This window comes from Microbacterium sp. NPDC089696, from assembly GCF_044749125.1.
Classification (GTDB): domain Bacteria; phylum Actinomycetota; class Actinomycetes; order Actinomycetales; family Microbacteriaceae; genus Microbacterium.
In genome coordinates this window covers 198,566-218,245 of sequence record NZ_JBIVHF010000001.1, presented here as the reverse complement: position 1 = coordinate 218,245, position 19,680 = coordinate 198,566, and the positions used below count along the sequence as shown (strand labels likewise).

Here is a 19,680-nt window from a genome sequence, read left to right as displayed (position 1 = left end):
GAGCGGATGGGGAGAAGTCCCCACCTCGACGCCGGAGCCGCGTCGACGGATGCGGTTACGCTGGTGCGCGGGGGATCGCCGTGGTGTCCCCGTGGAACGAGGAGACTGATGAACGAGCCCTACGCGCCGGGACCCTCCGCGGGATCGACCCCGCCTCCGCCCCCCGCTCCATCGACGGCGCCCGCGCCTCCCGCTCCCCCGGCCACGCGCGCCGAGGCCGCGGCGAGCGCCGTGCCGACCTCCTCCTCCGCATCGACGAAGGCCGAGGCGCCCACCGACGCCGAGCTCCGCCGCGCGAGCGCCGTGCTGAAGACGGTGTCCGACGCGTATTCGGCCAAGATGGTCGGCCAGGAGCGGCTGCGCATGAGCCTGCTCATCGCCCTCATCGCCGGCGGGCACATCCTGCTCGAGAGCGTGCCGGGGCTGGCCAAGACCACCGCCGCGAGCACGCTCGCCGACACCGTGAAGGCGCAGTTCAAGCGCATCCAGTGCACGCCCGACCTGCTGCCCAGCGACATCACGGGCAACCAGATCTACGACGCGGCGACCGGCTCTTTCCGCACGGTGCTCGGCCCCGTGCACGCGAACTTCGTGCTGCTCGACGAGATCAACCGGTCGAGCGCCAAGACGCAGAGCGCCATGCTCGAGGCGATGCAGGAGCACCAGACCACGATCGGCGGCGAGGTGCACCACCTGCCCCAGCCGTTCCTCGTGATCGCGACGCAGAACCCCATCGAGCAGGAGGGCACGTACGAGCTGCCCGAGGCGCAGATGGACCGCTTCCTCCTCAAGGAGATCGTCGAGTATCCGAGCCCGGCCGACGAGTTCGAGATCCTCGGACGCATCGACTCCGGCGTGCTCGACCCCGACCGTCACGTCGAGAGCGCGATCACGCTCGACGACGTGCGGATGCTGCAGGACGTCGCCGGCCGCATCTACGTCGACCCGGCGATCCGCAACTACATCGTGTCGATCGCGTACGTCACCCGGAACCCGGCGCCGTACATCGGCGAGGAGCGCGCCCGCTACATCAAGTACGGCGCGAGCCCCCGCGCGAGCATCGCCTTCCTGCAGGCGTCGCGGGCTCTCGCGCTGCTCAACGGCCGCGCGCACGTGCTCCCCGAGGACATCCGCGCGCTCCGCCACCTCGTGCTGCGCCACCGCGTGCTGCTCACGTTCGAAGCCGACGCCGAGGGCATCCGCAGCGAGGAGATCATCGACCAGATCTTCGGCGCGGTCCCCACGCCCTGACGACCCCATGCCCAGCCTGATCACCCAGGTGAAGAGCAAGCTCTTCATCCACTCGTCGCGCAAGTCGCTGCACGCCCTCGACGGCCCGTACGCATCGCTGCTGCACGGGCGCAGTCTCGACTTCGAGGATCTGCGCAAGTACGAGTACGGCGATCAGGTGCGCGACATCGACTGGCGCGCGACGGCGCGTCTCGGCACACCGCTCGTGAAGAGGCACCGAGCCCTGCGCATGCACACCGTGCTGTTCGTGGTCGACACCGGGCGGTCGATGGGGGCGCTGGCGCGCGACGAGAAGCCGAAGAAGGACCTCGCGATCCTGGCCGCGGGTGTGCTCGGCGTGCTGGCGCTCCGCCACGGCGACGACTTCTCCCTCGTCTACGGCGACGCCGACCGCGTGCGCCGGCGAGCCCCCGGACGCAGCGAGGGAGCGCTCGAGCACGCCCTCCGGACCGTCGACCGCGCGATCGACGAGAGCCGGGCGCCCAGCGACCGCGACGCCCTGCTGTCGTACGTCGCTCGCACGATCTCGCGACGCATGATCGTCGTGATCGTGACCGACGAGGCCCCGGTCACCGACGAGACGGAGCGGATGCTGCGCCGCCTGCGCGTGCAGCACGATGTGCTCTGGCTCACGGTGCGCGACGCCGAGCCCGTGCTCGACCACCGCACGGCGACCGCCCGCCGCGACGTCGACAGCCTGTGGGAGGTGCCCGACTTCGTGCAGGGCGACGCCGACATCGTGCGCGAGCTCACGACGCGGACCGAGGCCGATGCCGCACGCCTCGCCGAGCTCCTCACCCGCATGGAGATCAGTCACGGAGTGCTGGCCGACCAGGACGACGCCGTCGCGCAGCTGCTCCAGCTGCTGAACCGGAGGTCGAATGCCCGGCTCTGACGAGCTCTACCCGCCGGCGCAGTACGGCTGGGGCTGGATCCTGCTCGCGATCGGCATCCTGCTGCTGCTCATCGCGGCCGCCTGGCTGGTCGTCGCGCTCACGCGCCCGCGGCGCGACGTCACGCTGAGCCGCGACGGGCACGACGCGACACTGCTGACCGGCGACGTGCTGTCGCAGCTGCGCGTCGAGTACCTGGAGCGCATCCAGCACATCGAGGACGACTACCGCGCCCGGGCTCTCACGGCCCGCAACGCCAACCTCGAGCTGAGCCGCGTCGTGCGCACGTTCGTGAACGAGTACAGCGGCCTCGAGGCGCCGGTGCTCGCGCTCGACGACCTCGTGTCGCGTGGTGTGCACCCGGCGCTGATCGACGCCGTGAGCCGCCACTACTACCCGAGCATCTTCCGGCAGGGTCCGTCGATCGACCCGGTCGCGGGCGCCGAGGCCGCCAGGACGGTGGTGCGCTCGTGGCACTAGCGAACGGATGGCTGATCCTCGTCGTCGCCGGCCTCCTGGTGGTGGCGGTCGTGGTCGGCGTGCTGCTGGGACTGCGCGGCAGCGGACGCGGAGGTGTGCACGAGCATGCGCGCATCGCCCGCGCCGAGCGGCTCCGCGCGCTGCCGACCTTCCGGCGCGCCCTCACGCGTCGCGTGGTCGCGCTCACCGGCATCCTCGCGATCGGAGCGGTGGCGATGCTCGCGGCCGGCGTGGTCGCGGCCCGGCCGATGTCGTCGCAGACGATCCAGCCCGTCAACACCAGCCGGGACATCATGCTCTGCCTCGACGTGTCCGGATCCATGAGCGAGGTCGATGTCGAGGTGCTCACCGTGTTCGAGGAGCTGCTCGACGACTTCGAGGGCGAGCGCATCGGCCTGACGATCTTCAACAGCTCGCCCGTGCAGATCTTCCCCCTCACGGACGACTACTCGTTCATCCGCGGGCATCTGCAGAGCATCCGCGAGAGCTTCGACTACCTCGACGAGATCCCCGAGCACTGGGTCGGCACGCTCAACGGCAACGGCGCCTCTCTCATCGGCGACGGTCTCGCCGCCTGCACCATGGCCTTCGACCACCCCGACGACGACCGTTCGCGGTCGATCATCTTCGCGACAGACAACGAGGTCAACGGCGCCTCGATCGTCACGCTCGACGAGGCCTCCGCGTACGCCGCGTCGGTGGGAGTGCGCGTGTTCGCACTCAACCCCGTGCAGGGCAAGGACGCCGAGGTGAGCGCCGAGCTCTCCCGCGCGGCCGAAGCGACCGGCGGCGCGGCCTACGGCCTCCGCGACACCACGACCGTGAGCGACATCGTCACGCAGGTCCAGGAGCAGGAGGCCACCGAGCTCCAGGGCCAGGCGCAGATCGTGTGGACCGACACCCCTGATCTCTGGATCGTCGTGCTGATGATCGCGGCGCTCTCGTTCGTCGTCGTGCTGTGGAGGGTGAAGCTGTGATCCTCCAGCCCGTGCTCAACGTCTTCCTGCTCGTGCTGCTGTGCGCGCCGATCGCCGCGATCGGTGTGCTCGCCCTCGTGAAGGCGCCCGGTCGCGCCAAGGCCCTGTGGGCGATGCGTCTCGTGATGCTGCTGGCGGTGTTCGTGATGCTGCTCCGGCCGGGCCTCCCCGGTGGCTCCACGCAGACCCTCGCGACCGACACCGACATCGTCCTCGTGGTCGACACCACCGCGAGCATCGTCGCGGAGGACTGGGGTGACGGCGAACCCCGCCTCGACGGCGTGCGGGCGGACGTGCAGAGCATCGTCGACGAGTACCCCGGGGCGCGCTTCGCCCTCATCACCTCGGCGGCCTCCGCCGACCTGCGCCTCCCGCTCACGACCGACACGACGGCGCTCATCTCATCGCTCGACGTGCTGCGGCCCGAGGTCACGAGCCAGTCCCGCGGCAGCTCGGTGGGCATCGCGAACCAGCTGCTCGCCGACACGCTGTCGAACGCGGCGGAGTCTCAGCCCGACCGCTCGCGCATGGTGTTCTACTTCGGCGACGGGGAGCAGACGACCGACTCGACTCCCGAGCCCTTCGACGGCGCCGGGACGTACACGGACGCCGGTGCCGTGCTCGGCTACGGCACGGCGGAGGGCGGTCCGATGCGGCTCACGACCGGCGCGGTCGACGGCGCACCCGGCGACTACATCCAGTACGAGGGCGCCGATGCACTGTCCGTCATCGACGAGACCAACCTCGAGCGGATCGCCTCGCAGCTGGGGGTCGAGTACCAGCATCGCAGCGCGGATGCCGAGATCGCACTGCCCGAGGCGCCGTCGACCACCACGGCCTACGCCGAGTCGGGCACGGTCGGGAACGTGATCGAGCTGTACTGGATCGCGGCTCTCGTCCTCGCCACCCTGCTCGCGGTGGAGCTCGCCCGCGCCAGCATGCTCGTCGCGCGCCTGCGGCACCTCCGCGCTCCCCGCACGCCGACCGGCGGAGGTGACGCATGAGCACCGTGACCGCTCCGGACGACCTGCGCGCGCAGGCGGCATCCGCTCTCCTGGCCTCGAACCGTCGCCGCCGCCGCATCCGCCGGTGGATCGCGATCGGCACGCTGCCGCTGACCCTCGCGGCGCTGCTGTTCGTCGGCAAGCTGTTGAGCATGTACGCGTTCGCCCACCAGTCGATCAGCGCCTACGTCGTCGACGACTTCTCGGCGTCGGAGTCCGCCGCCCGCGGGCAGGAGTTCCTCAACTGGTTCGAGCCGTACAAGGCGCCCTTCAACGTCGGCACGGCCCTCGCCGGAGCGGAGCGCCTGCCCGAGGCGCGCGCGAAGCTGGAGGAGTCGCTCGACCTCGCGACCGGTCTCGAGGTCTGCAGCGTGCGGATCAATCTCGCCCTCGTGATCGAGCGCATGGGCGATGCTGCCCGCGCCGACGGGGACGGCGCGACGGCCGCGCAGCTCTACGGCGATGCGCTCACGGTCACCACCGAGATGCCTGAGGAGTGCGACAGCGAGGAGGCGCAGCAGCAGTCCTCCGACCCGAGCCGCGACATGCAGGACAGCAAGGACGGCCTCGAGGACCGGCTGAAGCAGAAGCAGCAGGAGCAGGAGCAGGAGCAGCCGTCCGACCAGGAGGAGCAGCCCCAGGATCAGCCCGAGCCGCAGCCCTCGGAGGACAAGCTGGAGGAGCTCAAGGACAAGCTCGAGCAGGGTACGCAGGAACGCGACCAGCAGCAGGGCGGAGACGAGCCCGGCTCCGGGACGGACAGGCCATGGTGATGGACCACGAGAAGCAGCGCGCGCGATACGTCGCCGGCACCGAGGGGGCACCGCCCGTCCCTCCTCCGGGCGGCTACCGCGGCGCCCGACGACCGTCCGGAGGCGTCACGCCGCTCCCCGCCGTCCCCGGCGCGATCGGCAGCGCGACGGCCGAACCCGAGGTGCGGACGCCCGCGAACGCCCTGGGGTGGATCGCGCTGATCGCGGGCATCCTCTTCGCGCTCGTCCTGCTCGTCACGCTCGCCGTCGGGGCGACCGACGCGCTCTACGGCATCACCATGATCGCGCTGCAGCTCGTGGTCGTCGCGATCGGCGTCGGCGCACTCGTCACGAGCCGGGGGCGCACCCTCGGTGCTGTCGCCCTCGCGATCGCCCTCGTCGTCAACGTCGCGACCATCGGCGGCGTGAGCGCACTGCGCACCTCGGCGGCCGGCGGCTACGAGGGCATCAAGTCCGAGGAGCAGAAGCACGAGGAGGCGTACCCGGGGATCAAGGGCACGGACCCGGAGCAGACCCTGCGGCAGCAGTCCCTCGAGCAGGTGCAGGCAGACGCCGAGTCGCTCTTCACCGACATCCGCGCGCGCGTCACGGCGGAGTTCGGGTACGAGTGGGTCGCGGTCGGCGACGAGGACTTCCGTCCCGAGCGCAACGGGTACGGCGGGGAGTCGATGCTCGTGGAGTACACCTCTGCGAGCTGGGCGACGACGGAGCCGATCCAGGACTACGACCGCAAGCTGGCCGTGATGGACCTCATCGACGACGTGGTCGCCGAGCACGGCATGTCGTACCTGTACTCGTTCAACGACGAGTTCTCCGGGATCGACCCGTCGATGATCGCGAAGCTCTACGGCAGCGAGGACCCCCGTCAGCAGCACACGTGGGAGTACTACACCGAGAACTACCCCGATCCGCTGCGGTTCTACGCGAACATCTACGACCTCTCGAAGGACCCCACCGGCGACTTCCGCACCGCACGCGAAGCGCAGAGCGCCCGAACCGGAGAACCGCTGGAGGGCCTGCAGATCACCGTGATCGCGAGCGCCGTGCTCAGCGACGCCGACCGCGCCGAGTTCGAGGAGAAGCTGAAGGAGTACCCGGGCTTCTAATGAGACGCGCCCTCACGGATCAGGTGGCGAGGGTCAGCAGCATCCGCGCGAGCGCGTAGCGCGTGTGACCGCGTGGTGTGCGCGGGTCGTAGCCGAGCACGTCGATCAGCGAGGTCAGCCGCTCCTGGACGCTGGAGTGATGGCGCCCCAGCCGCACGGCGGCTCCCCGCACGCTGCGCTCCTCCGCGACCGCGTCGAGCAGCTCGAGGCCACGGGCATCGAGTCGGTCGAGCGCCACGGCATCCGGATGCGCGGGAGCGGACTCGGCGTGCTGCGCGACGATCAGAGCGGCCCCCAGCTCCTCGGCACGGATGGTCGGCTCCGCATCGCTCGTGAGGCGCACCGCGATGAGAGCCGCGCTCCACGAATCCGTGAGCGCCGCACCCGCGCCCGCGGGGCCGATCCCGAGCCGCGCCCCTGCCCCGAGCGGCCAGGCGGCACACGGATCGTCGTCCGCCGCGAGGAGCGTGGCGCGCGTGAGGCCGTGCCTCGTGGCGACGACGGCAGACGGATGCCGGGGCAGCGGCGCCGGGTCCGGAGGGGAGGCGACGACGCGCAGATCGCCCGACGAGAGGCGCAGGCGGGTCAGCGCGGCGGCCCTCTCGTCGGGACTCGAGTAGGCGCTGAGCACGAGCTCGACCGCGCTCTCGGGTGCGACCGAGCGCCGGGCGCGGAGGATGCCGAGCGCCAGCGTGAGCCGTTCGAGGATCATGGCGTCGTTCGTGTGCGGCTCGCCCTCGCGCTCGATCCAGGCGACCGCGTCGGCGCCGCTCTCGCGCCGCAGGTGCTCCTCGCCCGGGTCCTGCGGCTCGATGCGCACCCCGTCGGCCCGTACTCGCATGATGTGGGCGCCGTCGCGCTGTCCGACCGTGGCACCGCTCAGCACCGCCGCTCCGCGCAGCATGCTCTCCACGCCGACCGACCGCGCGACGAGGGCGTCGAAGTAGGACACGACCTTGAGGGTCTCGCTCGCATCGGGGTCGAGGGCGGTCAGCCGCCCCAGCAGATCTTGCATGTCGGGCTCCATCGCGCGGGGCTTCCACACTAGGGGGTCGACGTCGTGACCCCCTAGCGTGCGGCGGCGGCTATCCGAGCAGGCGGTTCACCCAGTCGTCCCGCGCGGCGAGCATGGCCTGCGCGACAGCGGCGTGGGGCGCGAACATATCGAAGCCGTGGAACCCGCCCGCCCAGACGTGCAGCTCGGCCTGGACGCCGGCCTCCCACAGTCTCGAGGCGTAGGCGACGTCCTCGTCGCGGAACACCTCGGCGCTGCCGCAGTCGATGAACGCCGGCGGGAGCCCCGCGAGGTCGGTCGCCCGTGCGGGCGCCGCGTAGATCGACACGTCGTCCGTGCCCTTGCGGTCGCCGAGGAGCGCGGTCCATCCGGTGATGTTGGAGCCGCGGTCCCACACCCCGACGCCGTCGATCTGCCTCGTGGAGACGCTCTCGTCACGGTCGTCGAGCATCGGGTAGATGAGCAGCTGTCCCACGAGGCCCGGACCGCGGCGATCCCGCGCGAGCAGAGCCGTGCCTGCGGCCAGTCCGCCGCCGGCGCTGCCTCCGCCGATCAGCAGACGGGTCGCGTCGATGCCCAGCTCCTCGGCGTTCTCGGCCGTCCACCGCAGGGCCGCGTAGCAGTCCTCGACGGGGTACGGGTCGGGGAACTCCGGCGCGAGCCGGTACTCGACCGTGACGATGACGCCGTTGAAGCGCTCGGCCCAGTCGAGGAACCCGACGACGCCGAGCCAGCGGGTGCCGATGATCATGCCGCCGCCATGCGTGTGGAAGAACCCAGGGCCGGTCCCGGTGCGCCCCTCCTTCTCGATCACGGTCACGACGATGTCGTCGCCGTCGTGACCGGGGATCGTCTCGTCGCGCCAGACGAAGCCGCGGTCGGCGAGCACCTGGCGGATCTCGTCGTCGCCCGCGACCGGCGACTGCCGCAGCAGCGGGATCATCTCGGCGGTGAGGGTCGTCGGCAGCTGATCCGCGACGAGGGCGAGAGCGGCCTCGAGCTCGGGATCGAACGGCGGGCGGGTGAGCGTGTCGGTCATGGGAACTCCTTCGTTCACAGTGTCCATCGTCGCGCGGAGGCGACCTTCCGCTCAGCATCCCGCCGTGCGCCGCGGCCGGGAACCCGCCGGATGCGGCCGATCCGGGGCGCCCCGACCGCCGGACGGCGGGGCTGTCCGCGGCGCGGCGACGAGGTCAGGTCGCGAGAGCGAGGCCGGCGGCGAGCGCGAAGCCCAGCACGGTCGCGAGGCCGGTCGACTCCTTCGCCTTCGACTGTGCCTCCGGCACCATCGAGTCGACGAGCATGACGAGCAGGGCTCCGGCCGCGAATCCGCTCGCCGCGGCACGGAAGCTGTCGTCGGTCACCGTCGCGAGCCCGAAGCCGGCCACGGTCGCCGCTGCGCAGATCACCGTCACGCCCGCCCACAGCAGCAGCACGCGCGAGCGCGTCATCCCGCCCTGCAACAGGTCGGCGGCTGAGCCGATGGACTCGGGCAGGTTCGACACGAGGATCGCCATCACGAGTGCGACGCTCACGGGCTCGCCCGACGCCAGGCCGATGCCGAGCACGAGCTGCTCGGGGATGCCGTCGAGCAGCGCCCCCACCGCGAGCTGCCCGCCGCCCGCGGGACCTTTCGTCTTCGCGGCGCGCGCATCGAGGATGCGGTCGGCGACGTAGTAGCTCAGGGCGCCGAGCGCGACGCCGACCACGAGCGGGATCGGTCCCGCGAGCGCGAGGCCCTCCTCCCAGAGCTCGAACGCGATCGAGGCCATGAGCGCACCGGCCCCGAAGCCCAGCACGATGCCGAGCCACCGGGGCGGCCAGGTGCGCAGCAGCGCCAGTACCGCGCCGACGAACAGAGGCGCGGCAGCGACCGCTCCCCACAGCACCGCCTGACCCATGTGCACCTCCGTCCCGCACACTCTGCCACCGTGCGCGCGAGAAACCCGGAGACACGAATGCCATCGGAATGGTATCGTCATGGCATGCATGCGACCATGGACAAGGCAGGGCGGATCGTCATCCCAGCGAGCATCAGGGAGCGACTCGGGATGCTGCCGGGCCCGGTCGATCTCATCGTCGACGGCACCGGAGTGCGGATCGAGGTCGAGGCACCCGACAACATCGTCGAGCGAGACGGGCGTCTGGTGATCTCGGGCGGCCCTGCGCTGGGCCCCGACGAGATCCGCGAGCTGCGCCTTGCCGATCAGCGCTGACCTGCTGCTCGACACCAGCGCCGCGATCGCGCTGCTGCACGACGCGAATCCTCTGCACGAGCGGGTCACCGCTGCGTGCCGCGGGCGCACACTCGGTCTGTCGGGTCACGCGATGGTCGAGACGTACTCGGTGCTGACCCGACTCCCCGGCGCCGCCCGCGTCACTCCTCGGCGCGCCGCGGAGCTGATCGATCACTCGTTCGCCGCATCGGTGGCGCTGCCCTCGCGCGATGCGCTCCGCGCCGTGCAGACGCTCACCGCCGCCGGTATCGCAGGCGGCGCGGTCTACGACGGTCTGGTCGCCCTCGCCGCGAAAGCGGCCGGCGTCCCCCTGCTCACCTGCGACCAGCGAGCCGTGCACACGTACGCCGCGCTGCAGATCGAGGTCCGCACACCCTGATCCGCCGCGCGTCAGGCGAGGCGGTGGATGCCGAGATCGGTGCGCCCGGGCAGCAGATCCGCCCGCAGCGCCCGCGTGCCCCGGTAGTCGCCGTCGCGCAGGCGGCGGTACGGGTTGCTCGGCGCCTCGTCGTCGATCCCGGCGAGCCGCTCCCGCAGCCGCGCGCTCTCCCGGTCGATCCCCTCGACGGTGAGGCCGTCGGCATCGTGCACGACGTGCAGGTCGAGCGACTCGATGCCCGTGTACCAGAGCGTCCCGTGCGTGAGGGGGAACAGCAGCGAGTCGATGTCTCCGCTGATGCCGCGGTTCCCGATCGAGCGGTCGTCCTCCCCCGCGGTGACGATCACGAGCGCACGGCGCCCGACGAGCGGACCGTCGCCGTAGCGCAGCGGGATGCCGGTGTCGGGGTCGGCCGTGCCGTAGGCGAACCCGTTCGTGAGCACGCGGTCGAACCAGCCCTTGAGGATCGCCGGCGGCCCGTACCACCACAGGGGGAACTGCAGGACGACGAGGTCGGCGGCCGCGAGCTTGCGCTGCTCCTCGACGACATCCGCCGGCACCTGCCCGGCCGCGTAGGCCTCGCCCATGAGGTCGACGACGTTGCCCTCGCGGCCGTGGGGCTGCCCGAGGTCCGCCGCCCCGAGTACGGGATCGAACCCCTGGGCGTAGAGGTCGGTGATCTCGACGTCGTGGTCCCGCGACAGCGCCTCGACGCCGTCGCGGAACAGCCGGGCGTTGAAAGAGGCGTCCTGCGGATGGGCGTGGATCCAGTGGACGGTGGGGCGCGAATGCGACATGGTGTCCTTCCTTCGAGCGTCAGGGGCGAGCGTCAGGAGGCGTCGGCGACGGCCTCGGTCGGAGACCGCCGCCACAGGGGCAGGAGCGCGGCGGCCACGACCGCGACCGCCGCGACGAGCAGCGCCACCGCGAAGCCGCCGGTTCCGACGATCGAGGCGATCGTGCCGAGCACCGCGACCCCCACACCCGCGCCGAGCGCGAACGCCACCTCCTGGATCGCGCCGACCTGTCCGGCGTCGTCCTCGGCGGTGACGTCGAACAAGGTCGTCGCGGCGAGCGTCGCGGCCACGCCGAAGCCGGCGCCGACGAGCACGAGCGGGATCGCCACGAGATCGGCGCCCACCGCCAGCCACGCCAGACCGACCCCCTGGACCACGAGCGCGAGAACGGTCAGCGCGGGCGAGCTCAGCCAGCGGAGGAACACCGGGGCGATGACGCCGCCGAGGGCGATCGCCACCGCCTGCGGCAGGATCGCAATGCCCGCCTCGGCCGCCGTGAAGCCGCGCAGATCCTGCAGATGCAGGCTCACGAGCAGGACGGATGCCGCCGAGACGCCGCTCGCCGCCACGATGCGCACGACCGCGGGGCTGAACCCCGGGACGCCGAACAGCCTCATGTCGATGAGCGGGTCGCGCAGTCGTCGCTGCCGGCGGATGAAGTACACGAGCGTCGCGACGGCGACAACCCCCGCGAGGACGGCGGGGACGGGCGCTGCCAGCACCTCGTGCAGCGCGAAGACGAGGGCGCCGAGCGCGACGATCGACGAGACGATGCTGAGCACGTCCCATGAGGCGGGGCGCGAGCTGCGGGAGTCCGACACGAGCCAGATGGCGAGCACACCGGCGACCACCGCGAGCGGGACGCTGCCGAGCAGCAGCCACCGCCACCCCGGTCCCTCGGTCACGAGACCGCCCAGCACGGGGCCGAGCGCACTGCCGGTGCCGAACGTCGCGGTCCACAGCCCGTAGGCGAGCACGCGCTGACGCGCCTGGTAATGCGCGCCGATCGTCGCGACCACGCCGGCCACGACGAACGCCTCGGCGACGCCGAGCAGCGCACGCACGACGATCAGCACCAGCCCGTCCTGAGCGAGTCCGCCGACCAGATTGAGCGCCGCGAATCCCGCGAGGCCGAGCAGCACGATGCGCTTGCGCCCGAAGGCGTCGCCGATCCGCGCGGCGAGGATGAGCGTGGCGGCGAGCGAGAGCGCGTACACGTCGACGAGCCAGAGGGCCCCGGTGTCGGAGAGCGTCAGGTCTCCGCGGATGGCCGGCAGCGCCGTGGAGACGCTGCTGATCGCGAGAGCGCCGATGAGGATGCCGAGGAGGAGGGGGATCATGGCGAGCCACGGATGCCGCGCGGGGCGCGGACGAGCCGGGACGACGGGCACGGGGGAGGTCACGCACCCAGTCTCGTGGAGTAGGTACGGTCTGGACAAGTACGGTCATTCTGGTCACATACTGACGTTCCGGATACTATGGGTCGACGAGGAGGGGAACCATGCGGGAGAAGACGGAGCGCATCGTCCGCGAGTGGGGCGATGCGTGCGACGCCGAGATCTCGATCGCCGTGCTCGGCGGGGCCTGGAAGCCGAGCATCCTCAGCCTGCTCGACGAGCACGAGGTGCTGCGGTTCGGCGAGCTCAGCCGCCTGCTCGACGAGCCCACCGCCCGTGTTCTCACCCGTCAACTGCGTGAGCTCGAGGACGACGGCCTGCTGATCCGCACGGTCTACCGGCAGGTCCCGCCCAAGGTGGAGTACCGGCTGAGCGATCTCGGCCGCGGCGCGATGCCGCTCATCGAGGTGCTCACGACCTGGGGCGGCGGGTACGCCGCGCATCAGCGCCGTCTCCTGTCCGAGTCCACGGCGCCCGAGTCCACGGCGCCCGAGGCGGCACCGGCGCAGGAGATGACTCCGGCGTAGGAGGATGCCGCGCGAGACGTCCTCCCTCGGCGCCGCCGCCTGCGTCCGAAGCGGAGTGAGCACGACCGGGGCCGTCCGAAACAGGCGACACGCCGCCGATAGACTGGAGGGCATGTCCAAGGTCCTCCAGTCCCTGCCCGTCGGCGAGCGCGTCGGCATCGCCTTCTCCGGAGGACTCGACACCTCCGTCGCCGTCGCGTGGATGCGCGACAAGGGTGCGGTGCCCTACACGTACACGGGCGACCTCGGGCAGTACGACGAGGACGACATCGAGTCCATCCCGGGCCGCGCCCTGGAGTACGGCGCCGAGGCGTCGCGCCTGATCGACTGCAAGACCGCCCTCGTCGAGGAGGGCTTCGTCGCCCTCGCGTGCGGCGCGTTCCACATCCGCTCCGGCGGCAAGACGTACTTCAACACCACGCCTCTCGGCCGCGCCGTCACGGGCACGCTGCTCGTGCGCGCCATGAAGGAGGACGGCGTCGACATCTGGGGCGACGGCTCCACGTACAAGGGCAACGACATCGAGCGGTTCTACCGCTACGGCCTGCTCGCCAACCCCCGCCTGCGCGTCTACAAGCCGTGGCTGGACGCCGACTTCGTCACGGAGCTCGGCGGCCGCAAGGAGATGAGCGAGTGGCTCGTCGCCCACGACTTCCCGTACCGCGACTCCGTCGAGAAGGCGTACTCCACCGACGCGAACATCTGGGGTGCGACGCACGAGGCGAAGACCCTCGAGCACCTCGACGTGTCGCTCGAGACCGTCGACCCGATCATGGGCGTGAAGTTCTGGGATCCCTCGGTCGCGATCGAGTCCGAGGACGTCACGGTGACGTTCGAGGGCGGCCGCCCCGTCGCCATCAACGGCACCGAGTACACCGACCCGGTGGCCCTCGTGATGGAGGCGAACACGATCGGCGGGCGCCACGGCCTCGGCATGAGCGACCAGATCGAGAACCGCATCATCGAGGCCAAGTCGCGCGGCATCTACGAGGCCCCGGCCATGGCGCTGCTCTTCATCGCGTACGAGCGCCTCGTCAACGGCATCCTCAACGAGGACACCCTGGCCACCTACCACGAGCAGGGCCGCCGCCTCGGTCGCCTCATGTACGAGGGCCGCTGGCTCGAGCCGCAGTCGCTCATGCTGCGCGAGTCCATCCAGCGCTGGGTCGGCTCGACGATCTCCGGATCCGTCACGATCCGCCTGCGCCGCGGCGACGACTGGACGATCCTCGACACGACCTCCGCGAACCTGTCGTACGGCCCCGAGAAGCTCTCGATGGAGCGCGTCGGCGATGCGGCCTTCGGCCCGGTCGACCGCATCGGCCAGCTCACGATGCGCAACCTCGACATCGCCGACTCGCGCGCACGCCTCGAGTACTACGCGGGCCTCGGCCTCGTGGGCGGCGCGACCGGCGAGCTCGTCGGACGGGTGACCGCCGGCGAGTCCGCCGAGATCACCGGCGCCGTCGAGGGCTCGGTCTCCGCGGCCGACGAGACCCTCGCGGATGCCGTCGACACGGCCTCCGAGGGCGCCGCGTTCGACTTCGGCACCGACTGACCCGAGCACCACGAGAGGGGGCGGAAGCTGCGGCATCCGCCCCCTCTCGTCGTTGCGTCCGTTGCTATATTCTGCACATCGGTATGTTGCATTCGGTTTTGATGCGACGACTTTCGCGCCCCGGTTAGCTGGATGGTTCGGGGGCACATCGCCCCGTGACGAACGATCCCGGGGAGCATCGAATGCCACTCAATCCGCGCGCCGAAAGGAAGACCGGTCGCACGCGAGCCGCCATCGTGGCGGCGGCGCTGGTCGCGGCCGCCCTCGTCGGAGCACCGGCGGAGAACGCGGTCGCCGCGCCCGCCCTCGACTGCATCGACACGCTCTACCTGACGACCTCGACCGATGGTTCGGTGCGTGAGGTCGACCTCACGAGCGGTACGACGTCGACGACCCCGGCATTCCCCCTTCCGGTGGGGATCGCGACGAGTTCGAATCAGCTCGGCATCGGAGCCGAGGGCGCCACCGCCCTCTTCGGCACCCGGTTGCAGATCGTCACCTACGACGCCCCCGCGGGCGCCGCCACGCTGCAACCCAAACCCGCCGGCGTCGCGCAGGGAACCGTCGGAGCCGTGAACCCGAAGACGGGACTCTACTATTTCGGGGCATACGCAGGAGGCACGCTCCGTCTCTTCGTCTACGATCCGGCGACGAAGGCCTCCTCGCCGACGCCGGCGACATCGGTCACCGTCGCAGCCGCCCCGGGGACGAACGGCGACATCGCGTTCGACAAGGCGGGACGCCTCTACTTCGTCGCCGCCAGCTCGACCGCCTACACGCTCTATGTGGCCGACGGCGTCGTGCCGGTCGTCGGCGACGGCAGCGCCACGGGAGTCGTGATGACCTCGACCCCGCTCACATCCGGCACCACGGCCACCACGACCAACGGCATCGCGTTCGCATCGGACGGGCACCTGTACGTCGGGCAGGTGACGGGCGTGCAGAAGGCGAATCCCATCACGGGAGCACCGGTCGGCGCGCTCACCGCTCTGACGGGCGTCACCTCGACCGACCTCGGCTCCTGCGCCAACCCGTCGACGCTCGAGGTCGCGTCGACGTTCCCCGACGGCAAGCGCCGGCCGACGGACACCACGACGATCATCGTGGAAGGCGGCTCCTACGGCGCTCCGGAGACCGGGCCCGACTTCACCCCCAGCACTGTGAACCCGGACGGCTCGTCGAGCACCGCTCCCGGCGTCGTCCTCCCCGGGGAGACCTACACCGTGCGCCAGGTCGGCGACGGCGCCACGAACCTCGCCGACTACACGACCACCTGGGCGTGCCGCGACCTCGAGGGCGCCGTCGTCGCCTCCGGAACCGGCAACACGGCCGCGTACCCCGTGCCGACCGGGACCGACGGCACCTCGGTCGCCTGCGCGTTCACGAACGAGCTGCGTCCGCCCACCGCGCTGCCCGACACCGCGGCCATCACCTTCAACACCCCCTCGGTGACGCTCCCGGGCGCGACCGACGACACCCCGGGCAACGGAGCGATCCTCCCCGCGCTCACCGTCTTCACCGACCCCGCCGCCACCGACGGCGGACGGCGCCTCGAGACCGCGGAGGGGCTCTGGACCATCGGGGCCGACGGCCGCATCACCTTCGCCCCCGCTCCCGGGTACTCCGGCACGACCCCCGCGGTCGGGTACCGGATCACCGACGACAACGGCCTCAGCTCGACGTCGACCGCGACCGTCACCGTCGCCCCCGGCCCGACGGCGACACCCGACACCGCGTCCACAACCCAGGCGACGCGGGTGGACGTGATGCCGCTCGGCAACGACACCGCCGGTCGCGCCGCGGACGGCTCGGCCGGGACGATCTCCCCGGCCTCCCTGCGGTTCCCCACGGCGGGTCAGCCCGCCGGATCCTCGGTGAGCGCCGACGCCCGTACGCTCACCGTGCCGGGAGAAGGCGTGTACGTCATCGACCCGACGACCGGCGCCGTCGGCTTCACCCCGGAGCCGACGTTCTTCGGCATCGCGCAGCCCGTCGCCTACTCGTTCACGGACAGCATCGGCACCCCGGCGGGATCGACGATCACGATCACGGTCACGGAGCTCGGCCCGACGGCGTCTCCCGACGCCGCGAACACCCCGTTCGGCACCCCGGTCACGATCGACGTGCTCGACGACGACGCGGCCGGTCCCGGCGGGCGGATCGACCCCGGGAGGACCGTCTTCACCTCCCCGTCGGCCACCGACGGCGGCACGCGCCTCACGACGCCCGAAGGCAGCTGGACCATCGACCCCACCGGAGCGGTCGTCTTCACGCCCGCGGACGGCTACACGGGGACCACTCCGCCGATCGAGTACCGGATCACGGACGACAACGGCCAGAGCGCGACCTCCACGGTGACCGTGACGGTGCGGCCGGGGCCGGCCGCGACGGCCGACGCGGCCACGACACCGCAGAACGTCGACGTGGCCTTCCCTCTCCTGCGGAACGACACACCGGGCAGGAGGACCGACGGCTCAGCCGGTGAGTTCGATCCCGCATCGGTGCAGCTGATCGTCACGCCCGGGCTGCCTGCGGGGAGCGTCGCCTCGTCCGACGGTCGCAGACTGACCGTGCCGGGCGAGGGGGTCTACACCGTCGACCCCGCGACCGGCAGGGTCACGTTCGATCCCGAGCCCCCGTTCACGGGCGCGGCCACGCCGATCGCCTACGAGGTCGACGACGACTCGGGCAACACCACGTCGTCGACGATCAGCGTGACGGTCACCCCCATCACGCCGATCCTCATCGACGACGCCGTGAAGACCCCCGGTGGCGTCCCGATCGTGTTCGACCCGCTCGCGAACGACCGGCCGGGAGCGGCATCCGCACCGCTCGACCCCCGCTCCGCGATCTTCACCTCGCCCGACGCGACAGACGGCGGGAAAGCCCTCACGACCCCCGAGGGGACGTGGACGATGTCCGACGACGGACGCGTCCGCTTCGCCCCCGCCCCCGGTTTCCACGGGGTCACGGTGCCCGTCGAGTATCAGGTGCAGGACGAGAACGGCACCCCCGCGCGGGCGGAAGCGTCCGTCACGGTGGGTCGCCCCGCCCTCGCGGCGCCGGACTCGGCGACGACCAGGCAGGGCCGGCCGGTCGCCGTGCCGCTGCTGACGAACGACCGTGCCAGCGACCTCGGCGCTCCGTGCGATCCTGGCTCGACCACCGTGCCGGCCGGATGCGACAGTGGTGAGCTCCTTCCCGAGAGCGTGCTGTTCCCGCCGACGGGGCAGCCGTCCGGCAGCGTCGTGAGCGGTGACGGACGGACCCTCACCGTTCCCGGTGAAGGCGTCTACACGATCGATCCCGCGACCGGCATCGTGACGTTCGTCCCCGAGCCCCGGTTCACGGGATCGGCGACCGCGGTCGGCTACGCCGTCGCCGACACGAACGGCGCAGCGGTCTCCTCGACCGTGACGATCATCGTCACGCCCGTGAGCCCGATCGCCGCCGACGATGCGGGGGAGACGCCGTTCGACACCCCTGTCGTGATCGACCTGCTCTCGAACGATGACGCCGGTGACGCTCTCACCCCGCTGGTCCCCGCCCGCACGGCCTTCCCGGCCGACGGACAACCGGCCGGCGTCATCGTCTCGGCCGACGGCCGATCGCTCACGTTCCCGGGCGAGGGCACCTACGTGCTCACGGACGGCGGCTCGATGACCTTCACACCCGCCCCGGGATTCACGGGGACCACGACGGCCGTGACCTACCGAATCGAGGATGCCAACGGGACCCCGGCGACCGCCACGGTCGCCGTGACCGTGCGCCCCGGTCCCGTGGCCGAGCGCGACCGAGGCACCACCAGGCAAGGGATCGCGGTCACCGTCTCGCCGCTCGACAACGACACCCCTTCACGCGACGCGGACGACTCCGCCGGCGCGTGGGATGACGCGAGTCTCGCCTTCCCGGTGGACCGTCAGCCGGCGGGCGCGACCGTGTCGGACGGCGGCAAGACGCTCACGGTCCCCGGTCAGGGCGCGTACACGATCGACGCGAACGGCGACGTGACGTTCCAGCCGGAGCCGGCGTTCTCGGGCACCGCCGCGCCGATCGCCTACGCGGTGACCGACGAGAACGGCAACACGGCGTCGTCGACGATCGCGATCGTCGTCACCGCTGTCACGCCGACCGCGACGAACGACGCGGCGACGACGCCCTACGGCACGCCCGTGACGTTCGACATCGTCGGCAACGACGACGCCGGCGACACCGCGGTGCCTCTCGTGGTGGCCTCCACGGTCTTCGAGGCCTCGGGCATCCCCGCCGGGCTGGAAGCCGAGATCCGCGACGCGGGCACGACGCTCGAGATCGCGGGGCAGGGCACGTTCACGCTGAACGACGACGGCACGGTGACGTTCACCCCCGCCGACGGATTCAGCGGGGCGACCACCCCGGTGCGCTACACGATCAACGACGCCAACGGCACGACCGCGACCGCCGCCCTCGTGGTGACGGTGCAGCCGGGCCCGACGCTCGTGAACGACGTGGATCGCACGCCGCAGAACACGCCGGTCACGGTGGACGTGCTCGTGAACGACCGCGCCGGCCTCGACGCCGACGGGGAGCGGGGCACGCTCGACCCGACGTCGGTCGTCTTCCCGGCCGACGCGCAGACCGTCGGCACGGTCGGCGAGGGCGGCAGGACCCTCACGGTGCCCGGCCAGGGCGTGTACCGGATCGACCCGGCGACGGGCGCGGTCACGTTCGCTCCGGACGCGCAGTTCCGCGGTGAGGCGACCCCGGTCGTGTACGCCGTGACCGACTCCCTGGGCACCACCGCCACAGCGACCGTTACCATCACGGTGCAGGGCCTCGACCCCGTGGCGCGCGACGACTCGGCGACGACGACGCCGGGCACAGCCGTGACGATCGACGTGCTCGCGGACGACTCGGGGGCGACCGGTGCTCCCCTCGATCCGACGACGCTCAAGCTGGTGAGCGGCGACGGTACCCTGGTCGATTCCCTGACCGTGCCCGGCGAGGGCACGTGGAGGGTCGTCGACGGGAAGCTCGTCTTCACGCCGCTGCCGGACTTCCGCGGGCGCACGACGCCGGTGACGTACTCGGTCGCCGACATCAACGGGTCGCGGGCGACAGCACAGGTCGTCGTGACGGTGGGGGCGCTGCCCGCTACCGGCGCCGAGATCCCCTGGGTCCCGATCGGGGGCGGCACCCTGCTGCTGCTGGCGGGGCTGGCACTGCTGATCGCCCGCCGCCGACGGACGGCTTAGTGGCCTGACGCGCGACAGAGGGGCGGATGCTGCGGCATCCGCCCCTCTGTCG

17 protein-coding genes are annotated in these 19,680 nt (G+C 71.5%); 12 read left to right on the top strand and 5 right to left on the bottom strand.

What is annotated here, in order from left to right; translation table 11 throughout:
• Positions 1–108: 108 nt before the first annotated feature.
• The 7 genes from ACIPY8_RS01060 to ACIPY8_RS01030 are packed head-to-tail and all read left to right on the top strand — an operon-like array spanning position 109 to position 6,484.
• On the top strand, positions 109–1,251 hold the full coding sequence (locus ACIPY8_RS01060) for an AAA family ATPase (RefSeq protein ID WP_400814011.1): 1,143 nt from the start codon (positions 109–111) through the stop codon (positions 1,249–1,251).
• A gap of 7 nt (positions 1,252–1,258) precedes the next feature.
• Positions 1,259–2,146 carry a DUF58 domain-containing protein gene (locus ACIPY8_RS01055; RefSeq protein WP_400814010.1) on the top strand — a complete coding sequence of 296 codons (888 nt, stop codon included), beginning with the start codon at positions 1,259–1,261 and terminating at the stop codon, positions 2,144–2,146.
• Positions 2,133–2,624: a hypothetical protein gene (locus tag ACIPY8_RS01050; protein ID WP_400814008.1), complete on the top strand. Its 492-nt coding sequence runs from the start codon at positions 2,133–2,135 to the stop codon at positions 2,622–2,624. The genes ACIPY8_RS01055 and ACIPY8_RS01050 overlap by 14 nt, the downstream gene beginning before the upstream one ends.
• Positions 2,615–3,601 (top strand): VWA domain-containing protein, encoded by a 987-nt coding sequence (locus ACIPY8_RS01045; protein ID WP_400814006.1) that lies wholly within the window; start codon positions 2,615–2,617, stop codon positions 3,599–3,601. Before ACIPY8_RS01050 ends, ACIPY8_RS01045 begins: the two co-directional genes overlap by 10 nt.
• A complete protein-coding gene (locus ACIPY8_RS01040) occupies positions 3,598–4,605 on the top strand; it encodes a VWA domain-containing protein (RefSeq protein WP_400814005.1) in 1,008 nt (335 codons plus the stop codon). The genes ACIPY8_RS01045 and ACIPY8_RS01040 overlap by 4 nt, the downstream gene beginning before the upstream one ends.
• Positions 4,602–5,378 (top strand): hypothetical protein, encoded by a 777-nt coding sequence (locus ACIPY8_RS01035; RefSeq protein ID WP_400814003.1) that lies wholly within the window; start codon positions 4,602–4,604, stop codon positions 5,376–5,378. The genes ACIPY8_RS01040 and ACIPY8_RS01035 overlap by 4 nt, the downstream gene beginning before the upstream one ends.
• Positions 5,372–6,484, top strand: coding sequence for a DUF4064 domain-containing protein (locus tag ACIPY8_RS01030; RefSeq protein WP_400814001.1), 1,113 nt, complete (start codon positions 5,372–5,374; stop codon positions 6,482–6,484). The genes ACIPY8_RS01035 and ACIPY8_RS01030 overlap by 7 nt, the downstream gene beginning before the upstream one ends.
• Positions 6,485–6,503: 19 nt before the next feature.
• Here ACIPY8_RS01030 and ACIPY8_RS01025 read toward each other — a convergent pair whose 3' ends face one another.
• The 3 genes from ACIPY8_RS01025 to ACIPY8_RS01015 all read right to left on the bottom strand — a co-directional run bounded on the left by ACIPY8_RS01025 (position 6,504) and on the right by ACIPY8_RS01015 (position 9,400).
• The gene (locus ACIPY8_RS01025; RefSeq protein ID WP_400813999.1) at positions 6,504–7,499 is read right to left on the bottom strand and encodes a hypothetical protein; all 996 of its coding nucleotides are present in this window, start codon (positions 7,497–7,499) and stop codon (positions 6,504–6,506) included.
• Positions 7,500–7,569: 70 nt separating this feature from the next.
• Positions 7,570–8,538 (bottom strand): alpha/beta hydrolase, encoded by a 969-nt coding sequence (locus ACIPY8_RS01020; RefSeq protein WP_400813998.1) that lies wholly within the window; start codon positions 8,536–8,538, stop codon positions 7,570–7,572.
• Positions 8,539–8,692: 154 nt separating this feature from the next.
• On the bottom strand, positions 8,693–9,400 hold the full coding sequence (locus tag ACIPY8_RS01015) for a ZIP family metal transporter (protein ID WP_400813996.1): 708 nt from the start codon (positions 9,398–9,400) through the stop codon (positions 8,693–8,695).
• 84 nt (positions 9,401–9,484) lie between these two features.
• On the opposite strand from ACIPY8_RS01015, the gene ACIPY8_RS01010 reads away from it, so the two are divergent.
• Positions 9,485–9,715 carry an AbrB/MazE/SpoVT family DNA-binding domain-containing protein gene (locus ACIPY8_RS01010; RefSeq protein WP_400813994.1) on the top strand — a complete coding sequence of 77 codons (231 nt, stop codon included), beginning with the start codon at positions 9,485–9,487 and terminating at the stop codon, positions 9,713–9,715.
• Positions 9,699–10,115 carry a PIN domain-containing protein gene (locus ACIPY8_RS01005; RefSeq protein WP_400813993.1) on the top strand — a complete coding sequence of 139 codons (417 nt, stop codon included), beginning with the start codon at positions 9,699–9,701 and terminating at the stop codon, positions 10,113–10,115. The genes ACIPY8_RS01010 and ACIPY8_RS01005 overlap by 17 nt, the downstream gene beginning before the upstream one ends.
• Before the next feature lie 11 nt (positions 10,116–10,126).
• Here the strand turns inward: ACIPY8_RS01005 and ACIPY8_RS01000 are convergent, their stop codons facing one another.
• Positions 10,127–10,912: an NAD(P)H-dependent oxidoreductase gene (locus tag ACIPY8_RS01000; RefSeq protein WP_400813991.1), complete on the bottom strand. Its 786-nt coding sequence runs from the start codon at positions 10,910–10,912 to the stop codon at positions 10,127–10,129.
• 32 nt (positions 10,913–10,944) lie between these two features.
• Positions 10,945–12,315: an MFS transporter gene (locus tag ACIPY8_RS00995; RefSeq protein WP_400813990.1), complete on the bottom strand. Its 1,371-nt coding sequence runs from the start codon at positions 12,313–12,315 to the stop codon at positions 10,945–10,947.
• Positions 12,316–12,413: 98 nt separating this feature from the next.
• Here ACIPY8_RS00995 and ACIPY8_RS00990 point away from each other — a divergent pair, with 98 nt between their 5' ends.
• From ACIPY8_RS00990 to ACIPY8_RS00980, 3 genes are all read left to right on the top strand, one after another.
• Positions 12,414–12,836, top strand: coding sequence for a winged helix-turn-helix transcriptional regulator (locus ACIPY8_RS00990; RefSeq protein ID WP_400813987.1), 423 nt, complete (start codon positions 12,414–12,416; stop codon positions 12,834–12,836).
• A 112-nt stretch (positions 12,837–12,948) separates the two neighbouring features.
• Positions 12,949–14,394, top strand: a complete 1,446-nt coding sequence (gene argG / locus ACIPY8_RS00985) for an argininosuccinate synthase (protein ID WP_400813985.1) — start codon at positions 12,949–12,951, stop codon at positions 14,392–14,394.
• Between the two features lie 182 nt (positions 14,395–14,576).
• Positions 14,577–19,628 (top strand): Ig-like domain-containing protein, encoded by a 5,052-nt coding sequence (locus tag ACIPY8_RS00980; RefSeq protein WP_400813983.1) that lies wholly within the window; start codon positions 14,577–14,579, stop codon positions 19,626–19,628.
• The last annotated feature ends 52 nt before the right edge of the window (positions 19,629–19,680 follow it).